This is a genomic window from Leminorella grimontii (genome assembly GCF_039789245.1).
Lineage (GTDB): Bacteria > Pseudomonadota > Gammaproteobacteria > Enterobacterales > Enterobacteriaceae > Leminorella > Leminorella grimontii.
This window is the reverse complement of sequence record NZ_CP146357.1, coordinates 3263702-3285214: the sequence shown is the minus strand read 5'-3', so window position 1 is coordinate 3285214 and position 21513 is coordinate 3263702. Positions and strand designations below refer to the sequence as shown.

The 21513-nt window shown below is 55.8% G+C and carries 17 protein-coding genes and 1 other RNA gene; 9 read left to right on the top strand and 9 right to left on the bottom strand.

Annotated features, from left to right (window positions below; genetic code table 11):
• Positions 1 to 46 precede the first annotated feature (46 nt).
• Both V8L73_RS15155 and gltB read right to left on the bottom strand, forming a co-directional pair.
• Positions 47 to 1465: an FAD-dependent oxidoreductase gene (locus tag V8L73_RS15155; RefSeq protein ID WP_347253372.1), complete on the bottom strand. Its 1419-nt coding sequence runs from the start codon at positions 1463 to 1465 to the stop codon at positions 47 to 49.
• A gap of 13 nt (positions 1466 to 1478) precedes the next feature.
• Positions 1479 to 5942 (bottom strand): glutamate synthase large subunit, encoded by a 4464-nt coding sequence (gene gltB, locus V8L73_RS15150; RefSeq protein ID WP_347253371.1) that lies wholly within the window; start codon positions 5940 to 5942, stop codon positions 1479 to 1481.
• Positions 5943 to 6705: 763 nt separating this feature from the next.
• Between gltB and V8L73_RS15145 the strand changes: the two genes are divergently transcribed.
• From V8L73_RS15145 to mtgA, 4 genes are all read left to right on the top strand, one after another.
• Complete coding sequence (locus tag V8L73_RS15145; RefSeq protein WP_027274905.1) at positions 6706 to 7608, top strand: TIGR01212 family radical SAM protein; 903 nt, start codon at positions 6706 to 6708, stop codon at positions 7606 to 7608.
• Between the two features lie 193 nt (positions 7609 to 7801).
• Positions 7802 to 10144, top strand: coding sequence for an aerobic respiration two-component sensor histidine kinase ArcB (gene arcB, locus V8L73_RS15140; protein ID WP_347253370.1), 2343 nt, complete (start codon positions 7802 to 7804; stop codon positions 10142 to 10144).
• 190 nt (positions 10145 to 10334) lie between these two features.
• Complete coding sequence (gene elbB / locus V8L73_RS15135; RefSeq protein WP_347253369.1) at positions 10335 to 10988, top strand: isoprenoid biosynthesis glyoxalase ElbB; 654 nt, start codon at positions 10335 to 10337, stop codon at positions 10986 to 10988.
• Positions 10985 to 11707: a monofunctional biosynthetic peptidoglycan transglycosylase gene (mtgA, locus tag V8L73_RS15130; protein WP_036023984.1), complete on the top strand. Its 723-nt coding sequence runs from the start codon at positions 10985 to 10987 to the stop codon at positions 11705 to 11707. Before elbB ends, mtgA begins: the two co-directional genes overlap by 4 nt.
• A gap of 97 nt (positions 11708 to 11804) precedes the next feature.
• Here the strand turns inward: mtgA and dolP are convergent, their stop codons facing one another.
• Genes dolP through V8L73_RS15110 form a run of 4 tightly spaced genes read right to left on the bottom strand, consistent with a single transcriptional unit; the run spans position 11805 to position 15171 of the window.
• On the bottom strand, positions 11805 to 12383 hold the full coding sequence (gene dolP, locus V8L73_RS15125) for a division/outer membrane stress-associated lipid-binding lipoprotein (RefSeq protein WP_027274909.1): 579 nt from the start codon (positions 12381 to 12383) through the stop codon (positions 11805 to 11807).
• Positions 12384 to 12396: 13 nt separating this feature from the next.
• Positions 12397 to 12987, bottom strand: a complete 591-nt coding sequence (gene diaA / locus V8L73_RS15120; RefSeq protein WP_261832043.1) for a DnaA initiator-associating protein DiaA — start codon at positions 12985 to 12987, stop codon at positions 12397 to 12399.
• Positions 12988 to 13027: 40 nt separating this feature from the next.
• On the bottom strand, positions 13028 to 13438 hold the full coding sequence (locus V8L73_RS15115) for a YraN family protein (protein ID WP_027274911.1): 411 nt from the start codon (positions 13436 to 13438) through the stop codon (positions 13028 to 13030).
• Positions 13387 to 15171 (bottom strand): penicillin-binding protein activator, encoded by a 1785-nt coding sequence (locus V8L73_RS15110; protein WP_347253368.1) that lies wholly within the window; start codon positions 15169 to 15171, stop codon positions 13387 to 13389. The genes V8L73_RS15115 and V8L73_RS15110 overlap by 52 nt, the downstream gene beginning before the upstream one ends.
• Before the next feature lie 63 nt (positions 15172 to 15234).
• On the opposite strand from V8L73_RS15110, the gene rsmI reads away from it, so the two are divergent.
• The 5 genes from rsmI to V8L73_RS15085 all read left to right on the top strand — a co-directional run bounded on the left by rsmI (position 15235) and on the right by V8L73_RS15085 (position 19528).
• Complete coding sequence (gene rsmI, locus V8L73_RS15105) at positions 15235 to 16104, top strand: 16S rRNA (cytidine(1402)-2'-O)-methyltransferase (protein ID WP_027274913.1); 870 nt, start codon at positions 15235 to 15237, stop codon at positions 16102 to 16104.
• A gap of 63 nt (positions 16105 to 16167) precedes the next feature.
• An RNA gene (gene rnpB / locus V8L73_RS15100) (RNase P RNA component class A) lies at positions 16168 to 16545 on the top strand.
• A gap of 103 nt (positions 16546 to 16648) precedes the next feature.
• A complete protein-coding gene (locus V8L73_RS15095) occupies positions 16649 to 17161 on the top strand; it encodes a hypothetical protein (RefSeq protein ID WP_347253367.1) in 513 nt (170 codons plus the stop codon).
• Between the two features lie 312 nt (positions 17162 to 17473).
• Entirely contained in the window at positions 17474 to 18688 is a 1215-nt protein-coding gene (locus V8L73_RS15090) for a Tm-1-like ATP-binding domain-containing protein (protein ID WP_347253366.1), read from the top strand.
• Between the two features lie 12 nt (positions 18689 to 18700).
• Positions 18701 to 19528, top strand: coding sequence for a phosphoenolpyruvate hydrolase family protein (locus V8L73_RS15085; protein WP_027274916.1), 828 nt, complete (start codon positions 18701 to 18703; stop codon positions 19526 to 19528).
• A gap of 56 nt (positions 19529 to 19584) precedes the next feature.
• Here the strand turns inward: V8L73_RS15085 and V8L73_RS15080 are convergent, their stop codons facing one another.
• Genes V8L73_RS15080 through V8L73_RS15070 form a run of 3 tightly spaced genes read right to left on the bottom strand, consistent with a single transcriptional unit; the run spans position 19585 to position 21342 of the window.
• Positions 19585 to 19842, bottom strand: coding sequence for a heavy-metal-associated domain-containing protein (locus tag V8L73_RS15080; RefSeq protein WP_134389275.1), 258 nt, complete (start codon positions 19840 to 19842; stop codon positions 19585 to 19587).
• 23 nt (positions 19843 to 19865) lie between these two features.
• On the bottom strand, positions 19866 to 20228 hold the full coding sequence (locus tag V8L73_RS15075; RefSeq protein ID WP_027274918.1) for a membrane protein: 363 nt from the start codon (positions 20226 to 20228) through the stop codon (positions 19866 to 19868).
• Entirely contained in the window at positions 20200 to 21342 is a 1143-nt protein-coding gene (locus tag V8L73_RS15070) for a transglutaminase-like domain-containing protein (RefSeq protein WP_027274919.1), read from the bottom strand. Before V8L73_RS15070 ends, V8L73_RS15075 begins: the two co-directional genes overlap by 29 nt.
• Between the last annotated feature and the right edge of the window lie 171 nt (positions 21343 to 21513).

Sequence of the window (21513 nt, the reverse complement as noted above, 5' to 3'; positions counted from 1 at the left end):
GCAAGAAGGCGATCGCCCGATCGCCTTCTTGCGTTTTTCAACTCGGTTAAACGCCGAGGTAAGACATCATGCTTTCAGCCGCCTTCCTTCCTTCGGCGATGGCCGTCACTACCAGATCGGAACCTCGTACTGCGTCGCCGCCGGCAAAGATTTTTTCGTTGCCGGTTTGATACGGATACTCCCCGACGTCGGGCGCGGAAATCCTGCCGCGGCTATCAAGCGTAACGCCGAAGTCTTTCAGCCACGGCATGGCGTGCGGTTGGAAGCCGAATGCCATGATGACGGCGTCAGCGCTTAGGGTATGTTCCGAACCTTTTACCGGCTGGGGCGAGCGGCGTCCTTTTTCGTCCGGCGCGCCGAGTTCGGTGCGCACAACCTTAACGCCGCTGACTTGGCCGACCGCGTCAACCTCAATGCTTATCGGCTGCAGGTTGAACATGAATTCAGCGCCTTCTTCGCGCGCGTTTTTGACCTCGCGGCGCGAGCCCGGCATGTTTTCTTCATCCCGTCGATAAGCGCAGATTACTTGCGATGCGCCCTGACGAACGGCGGTTCTGACGCAGTCCATGGCGGTATCGCCTCCGCCCAGAACGACAACCCGCTTGCCTTCAAGGCTGACGTAGGGTTCCTCTTTGGTTGAAGAGTAGCCCATCAGGTGCTTGGTATTGGCGATAAGGTAGGGCAGCGCGTTAAGTACGCCGTTGGCCTCTTCGTTGGGCAGGCCTCCGGCCATCGATTGGTAGGTGCCGACGGCGAGAAACACGCCGTCAAACTCTTCAACCAGCGCGTCCAGCTTAACGTCTTTTCCGATTTCGATATTGAGACGAAACTCAATGCCCATTTCGGTAAAGATTTCACGCCGACGGGTCATCACCGCTTTATCTAATTTGAAAGAGGGGATGCCGAAGGTCAGCAGGCCGCCTATTTCAGGATGGCGGTCGAATACGACCGCCTGTACGCCGTTGCGGGCCAACACGTCAGCACAGGCGAGGCCGGCCGGGCCTGCACCTATAATGGCAATGCGCTTACCGGTAGGCTTGACCTGCGACATGTCCGGCTTCCAGCCTTCGGCCAGCGCGCGGTCGGTAATGTAGCGCTCGATGTTGCCGATAGTGACGGCGCCGAATTCGTCGTTGAGCGTACATGCGCCTTCGCACAGCCTGTCCTGAGGGCAGACGCGTCCGCACACTTCCGGCAGGCTGTTGGTCTGGTGGGCAAGCGTTGCCGCCTCCATGATGCGCCCTTCGTTGGCCAGCTTCAGCCAGTTCGGAATGTAGTTATGCACCGGGCACTTCCACTCGCAGTAAGGGTTACCGCAGGACAGACAGCGATCGGCCTGCGCTTTGGCCTGAGTGTCCAGAAAGGGCTCATATATTTCCACAAACTGTATTTTGCGGATGTTCAGCGGCTTTTTGGGCGGATCGATGCGCTGTAGGTCGATAAATTGATAAACGTTTTCGCTCATGATGACCTCTCTCTTACTGCGCCAGGATCCGCAGCTCTGCGCTGGAGCGGCTGCGGTGGCCAAGCAGCGCCTTGACGTCGCTGGACTTGGGCTTGATTAAAACGAACAGGGTGGACCACTGCGACCAGTTGGCCAGGATCTCTTCGGCACGGGCGGAGCCGGTGTGCTGGACGTGTTCGGTGATCAGGCCGCGCAGGTGCTCTTCGTGGATCGGCAGTTCGTCCACCGCCAGTACGTCAACCAGCTCGGCGTTGACCCGCTTGCGAAACTCCCTGTCTTCATCAAGCACGTAGGCAAACCCTCCTGTCATGCCCGCGCCGAAGTTGATACCGGTACGTCCAAGAATACAGACGATGCCGCCGGTCATGTATTCACAGCCGTTGTCGCCGATGCCTTCAACCACCGTAAGCGCGCCGGAGTTGCGTACGGCGAATCGTTCGCCTGCGCGCCCGGCGGCGAACAGCTTGCCGCCGGTGGCGCCGTATAGGCAGGTGTTGCCGATAATCGACGCTTCGTGGCTCTTAAACGCAGAGCCGACCGGCGGGCGAATGACAATGACGCCGCCCGCCATGCCTTTGCCGACGTAGTCGTTGGCGTCCCCGGTGAGCGAAAGCTCAACGCCGCCGGCGTTCCACACGCCGAAGCTTTGGCCCGCAGTGCCGTTGAAATTGACCTTGATCGGAGAACCCGCTAGCCCCTGATCGCCATGCTGGCGCGCGATTGCGCCGGACAGCGCCGCGCCGACGGAGCGGTCAGTGTTGCGAATGTCGAAATAGAACGACTTGCTCTGTTTGGCCTGAACGAAGGGCGATGCCTGCGACAGCAGCGTTTGGTTCAGCATTCCCTTATCGAAGGGAGGGTTGTTTTCGGTACAGTAAAGCGCTTTGCCCGGATGCGGCTGAGCGCACGCCAGCAGCGAAGAAAGATCAAGCTTCTGCTGCTTGGCGGAAAAGCCTTCCAGCTCGATGAGCAGGTCGGTCCGTCCGATAAGGTCAGTCAGTTGAGCTACGCCCAGCTCCGCCATGATCCGACGCGTTTCTTCTGCAACGAAGCGGAAGTAGTTCATAACTCTTTCCGGCAGGCCGTGATAGTGCTCGCGGCGCAGCTTTTCATCCTGCGTAGCGACGCCGGTCGCGCAGTTGTTTAAGTGGCAAATGCGCAGATATTTGCAGCCTAGCGCTACCATTGGCCCGGTGCCAAAGCCGAAGCTCTCCGCGCCGAGGATCGCCGCCTTGACGATGTCCAGCCCGGTTTTCAGGCCTCCATCCACCTGCAGGCGGATTTTGTGGCGCAGGCCGTTGGCCACCAGCGCCTGCTGGGTTTCGGCCAGCCCAAGTTCCCACGGCGAGCCGGCATACTTCACCGACGTCAGCGGGCTGGCGCCGGTGCCGCCGTCGTAGCCAGCGATAGTGATAAGGTCGGCATAGGCTTTTGCCACGCCGGTAGCGATGGTGCCGACGCCCGGTTCGGATACCAGCTTAACGGAAATCAGCGCCCGATCGTTGACCTGCTTGAGGTCAAAAATCAGCTGAGCCAGATCCTCGATCGAATAAATATCGTGATGCGGCGGTGGAGAAATCAGCGTAACGCCGGGCACCGAGTAGCGAAGCTTCGCGATATAGGGGGTGACCTTGTCGCCGGGCAGCTGGCCGCCTTCGCCGGGCTTGGCGCCCTGAGCGACTTTTACCTGAATGACGTCCGCGTTAACCAGATAGGCGGGCGTAACCCCAAAGCGGCCCGAGGCGACCTGCTTGATGCGGGACACCTTATTGGTGCCGTAGCGTACGGGGTCTTCACCGCCTTCGCCGGAGTTGGACTTGCCGCCCAGCGTGTTCATGGCGATAGCCAACGATTCGTGGGCCTCCGGGCTTAGCGCGCCTATTGACATGGCGGCGCTGTCAAAGCGGGTGAACAGCGATTCGACAGGCTCTACGCTTTCAAGCGCGATGGCCTGCGACGGATCTGTTGGTTTCAATGTCAGCAGGTCGCGCAGCGTGGTGGCCGGACGGTTGTTGACCAGCCCCGCATAGACCTGATAGTCCTCATAGCTGCCGCTTTTTACCGCCGCCTGAAGCGAGGTAACGACGTCCGGGTTATAGGCGTGGTATTCCCCGCCGTGGACGAATTTCAGCAGCCCGCCCTGATCCAGCGGCTTGCGTGCGAGCCACGCCCGCTTGGAAAGGTTTAGCAGGTCGCGCTGGAAGTCGTCAAAATCAGCGCCGCCAATGCGGCTGGTAAATCCGTTAAAGCACAGCTCGGTCAGTTCTGCATGCAGCCCAACGGCCTCAAACAGCTGGGAGCAGCGGTAGGAGGCGATAGTAGATATGCCCATTTTGGACATAATTTTATAAAGCCCCTTGTTGATGCCGTTGCGGTAGTTGAGCATCACCTTGCGCTGCGGTTTGTCTATCACGCCGCTTTCCACCATCCCGGCCAGCGACTCGTAGGCCAGATAGGGATAGATGGCTGTCGCGCCGATGCCGAGCAGCACCGCGAAGTGGTGCGGGTCGCGCGCGCTGGCGGTTTCAACGATGATGTTGGCATCGCAGCGCAGATTGGCATTGACCAGCCGAGTTTGCAGCGCGCCGACTGCCATAGGCGCGGGGATCGGCAGGCGACCGGGAACGATATTGCGGTCAGACAGCACCAGCAGCACGGCACCCTGGCGAACCTTTTGTTCTGCCTGCTTGCAAACGGCGAGGATTGCGTCCTTCAGACCCGACTTTTCCGGATCGTAGGTGATATCGATGGTGTCTGCGCGGTAGTATTCCTCTTTCATCGTCGTGAGCTGGACGAAGTCAGAGTAGAGCAGAACCGGCGAAGGGAAGCTCAGGCGGTGGGCCTGCCCCTCGGCTTCGCAGAATACGTTCATCTCGCGACCGATATTGGTCGCCAAAGACATCACGTGGGATTCGCGCAGCGGATCGATAGGCGGGTTAGTGACCTGTGCAAACTGCTGGCGGAAGTAGTCGTAAATAATGCGCGGGCGGCTGGAAAGCACGGCGAAGGGCGTATCGTCGCCCATAGAGCCGGTAGCCTCCTGGCCGTTTTCTCCCAGAACGCGAAGGATTTGTTCCAGCTCTTCGCTGCTGTAGGCAAACTGCTTCTGGTAGGCGAGCAGCCGGGCGTCGTCGAATTCCCGCTGGCCGATTTGGTCATCGGGCAGCGCCTCATAGGCCGTCAGGCGGCGGACGTTTTTACTCATCCAGCTTAGGTAGGGGTGGCGTCCCTTTAGATCGTTATCGGTTTCGTTGTTGCGAAGAATTTTGCCGGTGCGGGTATCGATAACCAGCAGCTCGCCGGGGCCGACGCGGCCTTTTTCCAGCACTTCGTCGGGCTGATAGTCCCAAATGCCGACTTCAGAAGCGCAGGTGATAAGCCGGTCTTTGGTGATAACGTAGCGTGCCGGGCGCAGGCCGTTGCGATCCAGGCTACAGGTCGCGTAGCGCCCGTCGGACATGACGATCCCCGCCGGGCCGTCCCACGGTTCCATGTGCATGGAGTTAAAGTCGAAGAAGGCGCGCAGCTCTTCGTCCATGTCCGGGTTGTTCTGCCAGGCCGGCGGGACTAAAAGGCGCATGGCGCGAACCAGGTCCATACCGCCGTTGAGCAGAAGCTCCAGCATGTTGTCCAGAGAGCTTGAGTCGGAGCCGGTCTCGTTAACGAACGGCGCGGCGTCCTGCAGGTCGGGAATCAGCGGCGTCTTGAACTTGTAGGAGCGCGCTCTGGCCCACTGGCGGTTGCCGGTAATCGTGTTGATTTCGCCGTTGTGCGCCAGATAGCGAAACGGTTGGGCGAGCGGCCATCGCGGCACGGTGTTGGTAGAAAAACGCTGGTGGAACAGACAGATGGAAGACTCAAGGCGCAGGTCCGCCAGGTCGAGATAAAACCTCGGCAGGTCGACGGGCATACATAAGCCTTTGTAAATAATAACGACGTTCGACAGGCTGCAAACGTAGAAAGTATCGTCCTGTACCCGCTGTTCAATGCGGCGGCGCGCCATAAACAGGCGGCGCTCCATGTCAACGGAGCGCCAGCCCGCCGGGGCGTTAACAAAGATTTGTTCAATGCGCGGCAGCGACGACAGGGCGATTTCACCCAGCATGTCAGGATTGGTCGGCACTGTACGCCAGCCGACGACCGACAGCGTTTCGCGCGTGAGTTCTTCTTCAACGATCGCGCGGCTGGCCTTCGCCTCTTTTTCATTTTGGCTTAAAAACAGCATGCCGACCGCGTAATTCTTGGCCAGCCTCCAGCCCTGCTCTTCGGCGACCAGGCGGAAAAAGCGATCGGGCTTTTGCAGCAGCAGGCCGCAGCCGTCGCCGGTTTTCCCATCGGAGAGAATAGCACCCCGGTGCTGCATGCGTGACAGGCCGTGAATAGCCGTTCTGACAACCTTGTGGCTGGGTTCGCCCTCTATGTGGGCGATAAGCCCAAAGCCGCAGTTGTCACGCTGTTTAGACGCGTCGTATAGCATGATGTTGCTCTCCCGTTGCTCCATATATTGTGCATTTGTGCTGTGCAATTAACGTTATGTATCGTTTTTTAATTTATTGTTTTTCATTTCTCTACTAACCAAATAGCGGACACCAGTAAACCCGCCACGTGCTGCGCTGGCGCGATTTCAATCATTGAATATCAGGCTCAGTCTGGCGTTAGCCAGAGCGAAATAGTGCGCCAGCGCGGCTGGCGTACTGAACGTAGAATGCCGGACCGGTTTGGCGGAGAGCCTCATCCAAAGGCCCAGAGAAACGTTTGTGACTCCAACTTAATATACAAAGAGAATTCAGGTCAAATGGCTGATAAAAAGGGGGGGGATTTTATTATTTTAATTTAATTATTTGAAAAACAATTATTTTATTGATCAATTGAGATTCGAGTTTTAAATCTGAAGAAAAATAAACTGTGACCTAAGTCACTATATAGCCCGCGGAACGTCGCAGTCATATGCTTATATTGTCGTTTAATCTGGTATGATATCCTTACAAACTATTTTTATTTGGTATTTAATTGCGTAATTTGTTGTGGAGATGTTATTGAGTCGTTGAGGAACGGTATGAAAAGAAATCATGATTCTATTCGCCGCTTCACTTTGACTAATAATAAAAAAGCGCAGATTACGGATCCCTGACGGTTTGATCTCTGTCGCGCCGTAGGAGGGAGAATTATCGGTAGATTGTGGCTCTTTTAGCCAGACGATCTCTGGCATCAACGGCAACGAGAAAGCGCTCAGGTTAACTATGCAACTTCACCAGTATGTCAACATGTTCGGCGCGGATTTGCAGCGACGCTATGGTGAAAAAATACATAAGCTGACGCTGCACGGCGGCTTCAACTGCCCCAATCGGGACGGCACGCTGGGAAGAGGGGGATGCACGTTTTGTAACGTCGCCTCTTTCTCTGATGAAGCCCAGCAGTATAAAAGCATTGCCGAACAGTTGGCGACGCAGGCTCAGAAGGTCAATCGCGCGAAACGCTATTTGGCCTATTTTCAGGCCTATACCAGCACCTATGCGGAGCTTTGCCTGCTGAGGGACATGTACCAACAGGCGCTGGCGCAGACCGACATCGTCGGCATCTGCGTGGGAACGAGGCCCGACTGCGTATCTGAGCCGGTGCTGGATCTGCTGGCGAGTTACTGTCGGCAGGGGTACGAAGTTTGGCTTGAGCTGGGCTTACAGAGCGCCAGCGACAAAACGCTCAAGCGAATTAACCGCGGCCACGACTTTGCCTGCTATTGCGCGACGGCCAGAGCGGCGAGGCTGCGGGGAATAAAAGTATGCACTCACCTTATCGTTGGGCTGCCCGGCGAGAGAATGGCGGAAAGCCTGAGTACGTTGGAAAAAGTGACTGCGGAAGGAACCGACGGCATTAAGCTGCATCCCCTCCACGTCGTTACGGGGAGCATTATGGCGAAGGCTTGGAGCGCAGGGCGTTTGCAAGCGCTTACCCTTGAAGAGTACGTTGATATCGCCAGCGAGATGATAAGGCACACGCCTGTGGAAGTGGTCTATCATCGCATTTCGGCTACGGCGCGGCGTCCAACGCTCTTGGCGCCCCTGTGGTGTGAAAACCGCTGGCTGGCGATGAACGGCATTGAAGCCCGCCTGGCGCAGGCGGGTGGGCAGGGCTCAGCCTTGTGATGGTTAAAAGCGCCTTTATAATGTGTGTTTCTCCGCTCGCCGCAGCGGTATTTTATTGTTTATACTCGTTATGTTTTTACCTGCGGGCGTTTCTCTTCTCGGCGCGCGAGTTATTTCGAATTATTTAGAGTATGTGCGTGAATTATCGCGCATTTTGTTGTAACTTCGACGCACTGTCATGTCGGGAGTCACCATGAAGCAACTGAGAAAACTGGCCCAGTACTACGTTAACGCTATGGTAAAGCTGGGGCTGGTGCGATTTTCTCTGCTGTTGGCCTCTATCCTTATCGTTCTTGCTTTTACGGTACAAATCTCCGTTACCGCCGCGCTAAACGGCAACATCGAACGCATAGACGTTGTTCGTTCGATCTTTTTTGGCCTGCTGGTAACGCCCTGGGCGGTCTATTTTCTTTCCATCGTGGTGGAACAGCTTGAGGACTCCCGCCAGCGTTTGGCAAAGCTTGTCGAAACGCTGGAAGAGATGCGCACGCGCGACCTTGAACTTAACCACAAGCTGCAGGACAACATTGAGCGCCTGAATCAGGAAATCCGTGAGCGTATTAAGGCGGAAGAGGCGAGAGAGAGCGCGATTGAAGAGCTGCAGATTGAGATAGTCCAACGCCAGCAGGCGCAGACCGAATATGAACAGCAGTCCGTGTTCCTGCGCTCGTTTCTTGATTCGTCTCCCGACTTGGTTTATTACCGCGATGAGAACGGGCGATTCTCCGGCTGTAACCGGGCTATGGAACTGTTGACCGGGCGTAGCGAAAAGCAGCTTATTGGCCTGACGGCAAGCGATCTGTACCCCAAAGAGGTGGCGGAAAAGGTTGTCGAAACCGACGACAAAGTGTTTCGCCACAACGTGTCTCTGACCTATGAACAGTGGCTCGACTATCCTGACGGGCGCAAGGCCTGTTTTGAAGTGCGTAAAGTGCCCTTCTACGCGCTGGACGGCAAGCGCCACGGCCTGATGGGATTCGGGCGCGACATCACCGAACGCAAGCGCTATCAGGACGCGCTAGAGAAAGCGAGCCGCGATAAAACCACTTTCATTTCCACCATCAGCCACGAGCTTAGAACGCCGCTTAACGGCATCGTAGGCCTAAGCCGCATTCTGCTGGATACCGAGCTTAATGATGAGCAGCTGAAGTATTTACGCACTATTTACGTCAGCGCCACCACGCTTGGCTATATTTTTAACGACGTCATCGAGCTCGACAAGATCGAACGGCGGAAGACGCAGCTGGACTTAGCGCCGCTCGATCTTTTCGCCTTCCTGTCAGATCTGGAAAACCTCTCCGGCCTGCTGGTTGAGCCAAAAGGGCTCAACTTTACGCTGGAATACAGTAAAGAGCTGCCAAACTTTATCATTACCGACGGCACTCGCCTGCGGCAGATTCTGTGGAACCTGATCGGCAACGCGGTCAAGTTTACCAAAGAGGGAGGGATCTCCGTTCGCGTTCGCCGCGAGGGGGAAAGCCAATTCTGCTTTGAGGTCGAGGATACCGGCATAGGCATACCGCAGGAAGAAACCGACAAAATCTTCGCGATGTACTATCAGGTGCCCAGCGAGCACGGTGGGCGACCCGCCACCGGCACGGGGATTGGTTTGGCGATTTCTCTGCGGCTGGCTCAGGCCATGGGCGGCGATATCTTTGTTAAGAGTGAAGTGGGCAAGGGCACGCAGTTTACCGTCTTTATTAAGGCGGACGCGGTTTCCCAACTTGAAGAGCAGCCCCATAAGCCCGAAGCGCCGCCGCCTGAACTTAACGTTTTGCTGGTTGAAGACATTGAGCTCAACGTCATTGTCGCCCGTTCCGTACTGGAAAAGCTGGGCCATCACGTCGACGTCGCCATGACCGGCACGGAAGCGTTGGAAAAATTCAAACCCTACGTATACGATCTGGTGCTTTTAGACATCCAACTGCCGGATATGACCGGCTTTGATATTGCTCGCCAAGTCAGGGAAACCTACAGGACCGAAGAGATCCCGCCGCTGGTGGCGTTAACGGCAAACGTATTAAAGGATAAGCGTGAATACCTTAATGCGGGCATGGACGACGTGCTGAACAAACCGTTATCCGTTCCGGATTTGATGGTGGTGATTAATAAAATTGGCGATACTCATGCGAAGGCGTTACCTAACCTACAGGAGAAAAACGCGATGAAGTCTAACGAGGATATACTCGATTTAACCATGTTGGAGCAGTATATCGAGCTGGTGGGACCCAAGTTGATTCTTGACGGCATCGCGATGTATGAACAGGTGATGCCGGGCTATCTGGCGGTTTTAGATTCCAATATGACGGCGCGGGATCAAAAGGGTATTACCGAAGAGGCGCATAAAATCAAAGGCGCCTCGGGTTCTATCGGATTAAAGCATCTGCAAACCGTCGCCCGTCAAATCCAAACGCCGACGCTGCCCGCCTGGTGGGACAACGTAGAAGAGTGGATTGACGAGCTGAAGCTTGAGTGGCGCGAAGACGTACAGATCTTGCGTAGCTGGGTTGATGAGCGGGTGAAAAAGCAGCCGTAATCGGCGCAGAAATCAAAGGTTCAGGCATTTGAATAGATATTGCGCGAGCCAAAGGTCCGCGTTATTAGCGGCGTGCGGCCTAAGCGGCGCGAACAATTAGGGGACACGCCCTTATTTGTTGGCGTAGAATAAACGTATATAAAGAGCGCAAACTCAAACAAGAAAAGACGTTTTTTAAGAGGAGTGACCGATGAAACGTGTTGCCGTTGTACTCAGTGGGTGTGGCTTTCTGGACGGCGCGGAAATTCATGAGTCCGTATTGGCTCTGCTCGCATTGGATCGCGCAGGCGCGCAGGTAACCTGCTTTGCTCCCGATCAGCCACAGGCTGACGTCGTTAACCACTTTACCGGCCAGCCTGCGTCTGAAAGCCGCAACGTCTTAACCGAATCCGCACGCATCGCCAGAGGAAAGATCCAGCCGCTGTCGCAGGCCGACGCCTCTCTGTTTGACGCCCTGATCGTCCCCGGTGGCTTCGGTGCTGCAAAGAACCTGAGTAATTTTGCAAGCGCAGGGGCGGAATGCGTCATCAATCAGGATTTAGTTCGCCTGGTAAAGGCTATGCATCAGGCCGGCAAGCCGATGGGCTTTATCTGTATCGCCCCTGCGCTGCTGCCTAAGCTGCTCGGCGTTCCTGTACGCGTGACAATCGGTAACGATATCGACACGGCGGAGATTATCGACGCCATGGGTGGGGAGCACATAACCTGCCCGGTTGACGATATCGTGGTCGATGAAGATCAAAAAGTCGTTACTACGCCTGCCTATATGCTGGCTCAAGGCATTGCCGAAGCTGCTCAGGGCATTGAAAAGCTGGTTTCTCGGGTGCTGGTGCTGAGCGAATGAAAAAATTTGCCCTTTCACGAGTGACGGGGCGCCTCTTCTTTTGGATAAAACGGTGCATTGTCGCCGTTTTATTACTGTGGTGCGCCGGCATTGCGCTTTTCGCCTTTCTGCCGGTGCCCTTCTCCGCCGTGATGTTGGAAAAGCAGCTGGGCGCCTGGCTAACCGGCAATTTTTCCTATGTAGCCCATCAGACCTGGGTATCGATGGATGAGATCTCTCCCCACATGGCGCTGGCGGTCATGGCATCGGAAGATCAAAAGTTTCCCAGCCACTGGGGATTTGACCTCAACGCCATCGAATCCGCGATGAGCCATAATGAACGCAAGCCGCAGCGGGTCAGGGGAGCTTCAACCATTTCCCAGCAAACGGCGAAAAACCTCTTTTTATGGAACGGCAGAAGCTGGGTGAGAAAAGGGCTGGAGGCCGGCCTGACCGTTGGCCTGGAGGTTGCCTGGACTAAACGTCGTATTCTAACGGTTTATCTCAACGTGGCAGAGTTTGGCGAGGGCGTATTTGGCGTAGAGGAAGCCGCTCAGCGCTACTTCAAAAAGCCCGCCAGCAGGCTTACGCCGACGGAAGCCGCTCGCCTTGCCGCCGTGCTGCCAAACCCTATCCGATTCAAGGCCAATAAGCCGTCGTCCTACGTTATTGCGCGGCAAAACTGGATACTGAGGCAGATGAACCTGATGGGGGGAACGCGCGTCGTCGACGGTCTCTAAAAGGACTGGCTGGCGTGTTAAAGGCGTTGAGACAGATAAAAGAAACGCTCGCATTGAAAAGTGCGAGCGTTTTTTGCTTTCAGCGAACTGTGCAAGATTATTTCAAGTAGTGGAATACGGTCACAACCTGCTTGACGCCGCTAACCTGGCTTGCGATTTTAGCGGCTTCCTGGCCCTGAGCTTCTGTCACCAGTCCGAGCAGGAAGACTTCGCCGTTTTCAGTGACGACCTTAACGTTGCTGGATTTCACCTTATCGCTGGTCAATAGCTGCGAACGCACCTTGGTGGTTATCCAGCTGTCGCTTGAAATTGTGCCGAGCTCTACCGGCTTACCCTCGCGAATGGCGCTGTAGACTTCCTGTACGCCGTCAACGCCCAGAGCGATGTTCTTGGCGCGCTCAGACAGCTCGGGGCGCGGGGACTGACCGGTAAGCAGCACGTTGCCCTGATAGGCCGTGGTAGTGACTCGAGCGTCCTGCTTGATTTCCTGATCCTTGGCGATGGCGCTGCTGACGCGAGCCTCCAGCGTAACGTCGTCTACCTGCGTTCCCATGGTGCGTGGGTCGGTCGCCGTTTTGGTCGCGACGGCGGCACCGCCGGCGACAACGGCAACGCAGCCGTTTAACACTACGGTACTAAGTAAAACGGCGAGTACGGTCAATTTATGGATTTTCATGCAAAGCGCTCCTTCAGTCGTCCTGGTGAGGGAATAAAGTGTCATCAATGAGATCGCAAAGGCAGTTTACCATAAGCAAGTGCATCTCCTGTATTCTGGCCGCCCGATGGGACGGGATCCGTATTTCGACGTCTTCCTGACCGAGAAGCCCGGCCAGTTCGCCGCCGTCGGAGCCCGTCAGCGCAACGATGGTCATGTCTCGAGTGACCGCCGCTTCAACGGCCTTAATGACGTCGCGGCAGTTGCCGCGGCTCGTGATGGCCAGCAAAATATCGCCGGCTTGCCCTAACGCGCGCACCTGCTTGGCGTAGCCTTCATCTTTGACGCCATCGTTACCGATGGCCGTCAGCGTCACGCTGTCCGCGCTTAGCGCAATAGCCGGCAGGCTGGGGCGCTCGGTTTCAAAGCGGTTAATCAGGTTGGCGGCAAAGATCTGCGCGTTAGCCGCCGAAGCGCCATTGCCGCAGGTCAGTACTTTGTTGCCGTTAAGCAGCGACTGGACTATCGTCATGGCCGCTCGCGAAATGGCGTCAGGCAGGGCTTCCGCCGCTGCGATTTGAGTTTGGATGCTTTCGGTAAAACAGCCTTTAATTCTTTCCAACATAGTATCTTTTTGCTTTTTAAGGCCCGTAGAGGTTCTTGTACTAGGCGTCGCCGTTGGCGTCAAACGCATTGGTCAGCCATTGTAACTGATTCCCGGTGATGGCTAAAACATCGAATCGACAGTCCGCCGTTTCTATAGATAACGAACGCCCGTGAAGCCAGCGTGAAGCCGCGTACAGCAAGCGCCTGCGCTTGCGCAGGTCGATGGATTCCAACGCATGCCCATAGCGTGCGTGGCGGCGGTAGCGTACTTCAACAAATACCCAGGTACCGCCGTCTTGCATAATGAGGTCAAGCTCGCCGCCGCGGTACTTTACGTTGGCGGCGATAAAGCGAAGGCCTGAGCGCTCCAGATGGCGGCGCGCCAGGCCTTCAAAGCGCGTTCCTACGCCATAGTGAGTTATTTCGCCGACTTCACCGGCGTTAGCTGACCCATTCGGTACTGAATCCATGATAGTTTACGGTGCACCACGCAGTTATCGTCAGCGGAAAGTATGCCCGTTGCGCCACTCAGTTGATAGTCGGGCATCTGACGAATCTCTGCGAAATGGCTCGCAAGTTCCCAAGCATCTGCACCCAAAGCGTAGAGTCGATACTGGGAGAAGTCGCTGCCGTACTTTTCACCGCCCTTTTGCGCCAGATCCGGCGACAGGCCGACTAGCAGCGGAATTTCGCTAAACTGTAGGCCTTCCATCTCAAAGCGGAAGTCTGGGCCTGCGCCTGCCTGATAGCTGCGCGAGCTGGCGTACAGCGTTGCGGACTTGGACGCCTTGGAGATGTCGAGCATCGGCTTGATGAGCGAAATTTCCGCCGCCGTGGAGACGATATAAATCGCATCTACGGAGGCGCTCGGCGCACTGGCCGCGCCGGACGCCAGCGAGATGGGTTGACCGTTGGCCGCCATGCCGCCGCCCTGACTGATAGCCGCCTTCAGGTCGCCGAGGCTGCCGTAAAACTGAACGCGCGCCGTGTTGCCGGTTTGAATTTTCCACTGTTCGGCAAAGGCCTTGGATACGCGTTCGCCAAAGTTGCCGCGAGAGATGATGATAAGCGGTGACTTCTTACCTTCGGCATAAATATGGCGGGCGGCGTCGGCAGCTTCATCTTCCGGGGAAAGCGTTAAGTAGCAAACGTTAGGCCGATCGACGATGTTTTCCGGCTGATTGAGCGCCAGTACGCCCAGCGTCGTGCCGGACTCGATGACTTCTTCAACGTTCTTTTTCAGCAGCGGACCGACGATCATCGTCGCGCCGTCCTGCTCTGCCTGGGTCAGAATGTCGGCCAGCGGCTTACTGCCGGTATCGTATACCTTCACCTGCGCGGAGGTTTTGCTCAAAGATTTGGCGGTGTTGAAACCGTCTTGAACGATCGGGCCAAACTTTCCGCCCGAGCCGCTTAGCGGCAGCAGCAGTGCGATATTCGAACCGGAGAATTTCTGCATTTCCAGTGAACGCATCAGCGAAGTCGGCGGCATTTTCGCAGCCGGGTGGCTAGCGTAGCGGGTCTGCCAGTCTTTAATGGAAGACTGCAGCATGTCGAGGTTTCTTCTGTTGTTTTGATAGGTCTGCAGGAGATCCAGCCAGCCGCGCAGCGTTTCTTCGTTGGCGTCAATAACCAGCGACTCCATCATTTTGGGCGTAATGCGCGTTGCGGTATCCCAGGTTTGGTCAATGATGCTCTGACGCTCCTGTTCCGTAACGCGAGGCTCAAGGTTGATGTAGGCGCGCAGCTGAGCCATGGTGTCACGGCCCTTGTAGACTTGGGTTTCAAGGCGGAAGTAGCGCGTTTTTTGCGATTCGGACAGCGTGGCCAGGTTGACGTTCTTCAGCCCCTGAATCATTTCCTTGCTTTTTTTCTGCGCTGCGGCAAGCTCTGCGCTCAACAGATACCGTTCCTGCTGCTGAGCGTCGGTCAAGGTTTTTGGCAATTGTTGTAACATTGCGGACGCTTGTTTGGTATCGTTCTCGCCAATAAGCGCGCGAATCGCCATCAGCTGCCAGTTTACCTGCGCCTCGCCGCTGCTGCCCGCTGCTTTCTCAAGGTAATAAGCGGCGTTCTGCGTCAGATCGCCTTGAAACGTATTGGTGGGAGAAGTGATTTGGCATCCTGCCAAAAACAGCGTTGTAGCCAGCACCATCGGCAGCGCGAACGCGGCTTTGGTACGTAATGAAGTCAATAAACGCATGCTGTATCCAGTTTTTGTTTAGATTATTAATAGTAACGTCAACGCGATCAATCGGATGAAACAATGAGCACACACAACCAGACTGCTATCCTGCCGTCGACACTTTATGTCGTTCCTACGCCCATTGGCAATCTTGGCGACATCACGCAGAGGGCGCTGGACGTATTGAACCACGTAAACCTTATTGCTGCGGAAGACACTCGCCATACGGGCCTGCTGTTGCAGCATTTTGCCATTAACGCGCAGCTTTTTGCACTTCACGATCATAACGAGCAGGCCAAAGCCGATATTCTAATCGCAAAATTGCAAGATGGACACAGTATAGCGCTTGTTTCTGACGCAGGAACGCCGCTAATCAACGATCCGGGTTATCATTTAGTGCGGCGCTGCCGCGAGGCGGGAATACGGGTTATCCCTTTACCGGGCGCCTGTGCGGCGATAACCGCGCTGTCCGCCGCCGGGCTGCCGTCAGACAGATTCTGCTATGAGGGCTTTTTGCCGGCGAAAACCAAAGCGCGGTGCGACACGCTGCGCGAGCTGGAACAAGAGCCGCGTACGATGATTTTTTATGAATCCACGCATCGCCTGCTCGACAGCCTGCGGGACATGGTCGAGGTTTGGGGGGCGGCCCGGTACGTCGTTTTGGCGCGCGAGCTGACCAAAACCTGGGAAACCATCTACGGCGCCCCGGTGGGGGAACTTCTTGCATGGATAGAAGAGGATGAGGTTCGGCGCAAGGGGGAAATGGTGCTCATCGTTGAAGGATATAAGAGCGATGACGATGACGCTTTACCGCCGGAGGCCCTGCGCACTTTGGCGCTGCTGCAAAAGGAGCTGCCGTTGAAAAAGGCAGCGGCGCTGGCGGCGGAAATCCACGGCGTGAAGAAAAACGCGCTGTATCGCTATGCGCTGGAGTGTCAGGAAGAGGAATAAAGAACGCATCGTAGCGCCTTTCTCCGCTGGCATATCGCGCCTTGCCCATGTATACTCCGCGCCGGAGTCGGCCAAGACAGTCGCCGCTTCGTCGTCGTCCTTTCGGGGAGACGGGCGAAGGGGAGGAAAGTCCGGGCTCCATAGGGCAGGGTGCCAGGTAACGCCTGGGGAGCGCGAGCTCACGACAAGTGCAACAGAGAGTAAACCGCCGATGGCCCGTGCAAGCGGGATCAGGTAAGGGTGAAAGGGTGCGGTAAGAGCGCACCGCGCGGCTGGCAACAGTCCGTGGCACGGTAAACTCCACCCGGAGCAAGGCCAAATAGGGGTTCACATGGTACGGCCCGTATCGAACCCGGGTAGGCTGCTTGAGCCAGTGAGCGATTGCTGGCCTAGATGAATGACTGTCCACGACAGAACCCGGCTTAACGGCCGACTCCACACTTCTTTTTTCGTTTAATAGCGCAGGTATTCCTTCTCTACTCAATTTCGCCCAAGGGCGCATTGAGCGCTGGTTTTGGACGGTTTTTAGCGGACAGGGAAAATAATGGACGAGATGACCGTTTTGGAAAAGGCCCATCGAGAATACGCCGACCGGCTTGCATTGCCGTCTCTGGAAGACGTCCGAGCGGCGATAAAAAGAGCTTATGAAGACGGTCGGGGCTCAGCGTCTTTTTTCTTCGCCCATCTGCCAGAATTTATTGAACCCAAATTCGTCAAAAAGATGTTTTATAAAAGCGACTTCATCTGGCCGATGATCTTTGGATTCGCTTTCGTTATCTTATCGATTTTCAACCTCTTTTCCGGCAAAGGAGGGCTTCACCTCATTTCCATTGGCCGCTTTAGCGGCGACGCGGTTTTTTTGTTCATTCTTTCAATGGCGCTATTGACCTCTTCATTTCCCTGTTTTGTTGATAGCTTCAATGCCAACATGCTGGAACGCCGGTTTCACAAAAGTTATTTTCGAAGACTGGTTGAATTTTTGGCCTGCTTTTTGTTGATCTCATCGATCGTGACCTGCGGCGCGCTGTTTATGGGGCTGACGCGAGTGGCGCTATAGTCATTTGCTCGCTCTAAAAGCGGCGATGAAGTTGGATATCATAGCTTGTTCATTTTCTTAATCATTTCCTTCTCTTATTTTCGTTTGCTCCTGAGTGCGACAGTAGTATTTTCCTGCCGATATTTTTATTAATATCTGTCTGTTCATTTACTTACGGCACTGCGCATATTTTTTGGGAGCCAGATTCCATTTCTGATATTCCCTGCGCTAATGGCATGGCGCTTTGTCCGTAATTGTGGTTAATATAGTCAAAATGAAACTCAAATCTCATTTGGGTTGAAAAACGTTCAATGATGGCGATGGGAGATAGAGATGGAAAGAGAAAAAGGCCGTATCTATGTTGCAACAACGCTGGACACTAAAGGCGCTGAGGCGTTTTACGTACGCGATCTGATAAAAAAAGCCGGTCTGGAAGCGTTGGCGGTTGACCTGTCAACCAAGGATGCAAATGCGAACTACGGCGCCGACGTCAGCGCGGCAACCGTCGCTGCCTGCCATCCGCAGGGCCCTCAGGCCGTATTTTGCGGCGATCGCGGCAGGGCGATTACTGAAATGGCCGTTGCGTTTGAGCGCTTTCTCGGCCAACGAGACGACGTCGCCGCGCTGCTGGGGCTGGGCGGTTCAGGAGGAACGGCGCTGGTGACGCCCGCCATGCAGGCGCTGCCGGTCGGTACGCCCAAGCTTATGGTGTCGACTATGGCCTCCGGCGACGTATCGCACTATATCGGCGCCAGCGACATCGCCATGATGTATTCCGTCACCGACGTAGCGGGCCTAAACCGCATTTCTCGTAAGGTATTGAAAAATGCCGCTAACCAGATTGCCGGCGCGGTCAAGTTCTATGAAGAAGAGAGCGTTGAAGATAAACCCGCCATCGGATTAACCATGTTTGGCGTAACGACGCCCTGCATTCAGCAGATTACCGAGCAGCTGGAAGGCGAATTCGACTGCCTGGTATTCCACGCGACGGGCAGCGGCGGTAGAGCGATGGAAAAGCTGGTAGACGGCGGGCTGCTCAACGGCGTGCTCGATATTACGACCACCGAGGTCTGCGACTATCTTTTCGGCGGCGTTTTGGCGTGTTCAAAGGAGCGTTTTGACGCCGTAGCAAACGCCGGGATCCCCTGCGTGATGTCCTGCGGCGCGTTGGACATGGTCAACTTCGGCAGCCCCGATACGGTGCCTGAAAAATATGCCGACCGCCTGTTTTACCACCATAACCCGCAGGTGACGCTGATGCGTACCACGTCGGAAGAGAACCGCAAGATGGGCGAGTGGATCGGCGAAAAGCTCAATCAGTACCGGGGCGACGTGCTGTTTCTGATCCCCGAAGGCGGCTTTTCTGCTATCGACAGCCCGGGCGGGCCGTTCTGGCTGCCGGAGGCCAACCGGGCCTTTATTGAGGCGCTGGAGTCGACCGTGGTTCAAACCGACAAACGCCGGATTATTAAACTGCCTCACAACGTTAACGATCGGGCGTTCACGGAACGCGCGGTCGCCGAATTTATTCAACTGTTTCACCGTTAGGGAGAATTAAGCATGTCTACAACACGCGAAGCGCTTTTAAAAAAATTTCACGACATGATTGCGCGCAAAGAGCCGATTATCGGCGGCGGTGCGGGAACCGGGCTGTCCGCCAAGTGTGAAGAAGCGGGCGGCATCGACCTTATCGTTATCTATAACTCCGGGCGCTATCGGATGGCGGGGCGCGGTTCTCTGGCCGGCCTTCTTGCCTACGGCAACGCTAACGAGATAGTGATGGACATGGCGCGAGAGGTATTGCCGGTCGTTAAGCATACGCCTGTGTTGGCGGGCGTTAACGGCACCGACCCGTTCTGCCAGTTCGATAAGTTCCTGGACGACGTCGCCGCCATCGGTTTTGCCGGCGTACAGAACTTCCCGACCGTCGGGCTGATTGACGGCAACTTCCGCGCCAATCTGGAAGAGACGGGGATGGGCTACGGGCTTGAAGTTGATATGATCCGCAAGGCGCACGAGAAGGGCCTTTTGACCACGCCGTACGTGTTCAGTGCGCAGAACGCCATCGATATGACCAAAGCGGGCGCGGACATTATCGTTCCCCACATGGGCCTGACCACCGGCGGCAACATCGGTGCGGAAACGGCGCTAACGCTTGCAGACTGCGTACCGCTGATTAACGACTGGGCGAAGGCGGCCAAATCGGTACGTGAAGACGTGATCGTTTTGTGCCACGGCGGGCCTATCGCCACGCCGGAAGATGCAAAATACATCATGCAGCACTGCCCGGACTGCCACGGTTTCTACGGCGCAAGCTCAATGGAGCGGCTGCCGACGGAAGTGGCGCTAACGGCGACCACCAGAGAGTTTAAGTCGATTACTCGCTAAGCTAAAAGAAACGGGCCGTTGATAGCGGCCCGTTTTACAATGTTCTCAACCTTATCCTACGGCTGCTTTTCCACTTTCAGCACCGTCCCCTTATAGCCCGTTTTCTCAATCGCCTTTAAAAGCTCATCGGTATTGAAGCCTTCCGGAACGATAACCTCGGCCTGCCGGGTTTTAAGCGAGGCTTTCGCCTTGATGACGCCGTCGGTTTTTCTCAGCGCCTGATTGATTGACGTAACGCACAGCGGGCAGGTCATGCCCGTGACGTCCAGCGTGACCTGAACGTTGTTAGCCCAAAGGGCGGGGGAGAGCAGCATCAGCGCCAGAAACAGTAAACGTTTCACTCCAACATCTCCAGTAACCAGGGAAGAACAAAGGGATAAAGCTGAAAAAACAGCACCACGGGAAGCGCAATCCAATAGGCCCACAGCATTTGCGTTCGGCTAACGCGCCCGCTGCAAAAGGGGCGTTTAGAAAAATAGAGCCGCCAGAATCCCATCACGATAAGTACGGAAGACAGCGCCAGCATCGGGTATTGCAAAAAGCCGAGCCTCTCCACGCCGGACAGGCCAGCGGCGGAGACGCCGAATACCAGATAAATCAGCGGCCCTATGCAGCACAGGCTGGACGCCACCGCGGCAATTGCGGCGGCGGCCAGCGTGGCCATAAAGCCCTTAGCGCTGTTCGGCTGAGCTGTAGTCATAGCTGAACGCTTTCGGGTCGTAGTAGTTGACCGGGTCGCCGTCGACTTCCGCGTAAGGGTAGCCAAAGTTGTTAATCGGCGCCTGTTCCGCTGCGGGGAAGAGGTCAAAGTCGCGGCCGACGTTAAAGCCCACCCAGTTCATTTCCCAGTTGCCGAACAGGTAGTCGTTCACCGCCTGCACGGCCGGATCGCTGTGCTCTTTTTTCTCCGTCAGGCGCATTTTCGTGACGTCCGCCGGGTCGGCCGGCAGCCAGCCGAAGCCCGCCAAGTAGAACATGGCGCGGCAGTGTTGGCCGCCGCTAACGCCCGATACGCCTTGCTCATTGGCGCTGCCGAACGCGGTTTTTGAGTACTGCGCCAGCTTGACGGATTTACCCAATCGGATGCCGAACATTTCGCGTGCCGGAATGCCTGCCGCGCGGGCTAGCGCTACGAATACGGAGTTGATATCGGTACACTTGCCGCCCAGCTTGCCGCTTTCAAGAATGGTCGCGACGTCGCCGGTGCCGCAGCCGATAACGTCGTTATCGCGGAACATGTTGGCGCTTACCCAGTTATAAATCAGGCGCGCTTTTTTCAGCGGATCGGTTTCTTGGCCGACGATTTTATCCGACGTCTCTTTAACGATGCCGGCGGTTGGCATGTGGGCGGTAGGCTTTAAGTAGTATTCCACGTCGTTGGGGAATTGAACCTCTTTCGGCGCGCGCCAGTGGGCCAACGCGTCGTTTTTCAACGGCTCCCAGTCCTGTGTTTCAATCACCATTTCCACCGTCATTTCCATTTTGCCTTTGGCATTGGGCCAGGTGGCGAAGAGGGTTTTAGCGCCGTAGTGGTTGTTGGTGGTGATGAACGCGTCCTGATAGTTGCCGCTGAATTTCAAAGAGAGAAGCTGCTGAAAAGGCGTATCTTCAACCACCGGGATCCAAAGCTTCACGACGCCCTCAGATCCTTCCGGTGGCTGGAGGCGATAGGTCTGCGTCAGGGTAAAGCGGCGGCGTCCTTCTAACGGTTGAGATTCATGCGCCTTTGCGCTGACGCCGTTAGCCATAACGGGGGCAACCAGCCCTGCGGTAGACAGCAGCGCCGCGCTTTTAAGAAAACTACGCCTTTTCATATGTTGATGGCCTTATGGTTGAAAACGGAATGAAACAAGAGCGGATGGCCCTATCGCGAAAGAACGATAGGACGAGGCTTTTATATTATTGAACGTTTGAAACAGAGCCGCAAGCAGCTTAAGTCCGCGTTATTTATAGGGGCATCTCGAATTTCTGTATCAAAAGCTCAG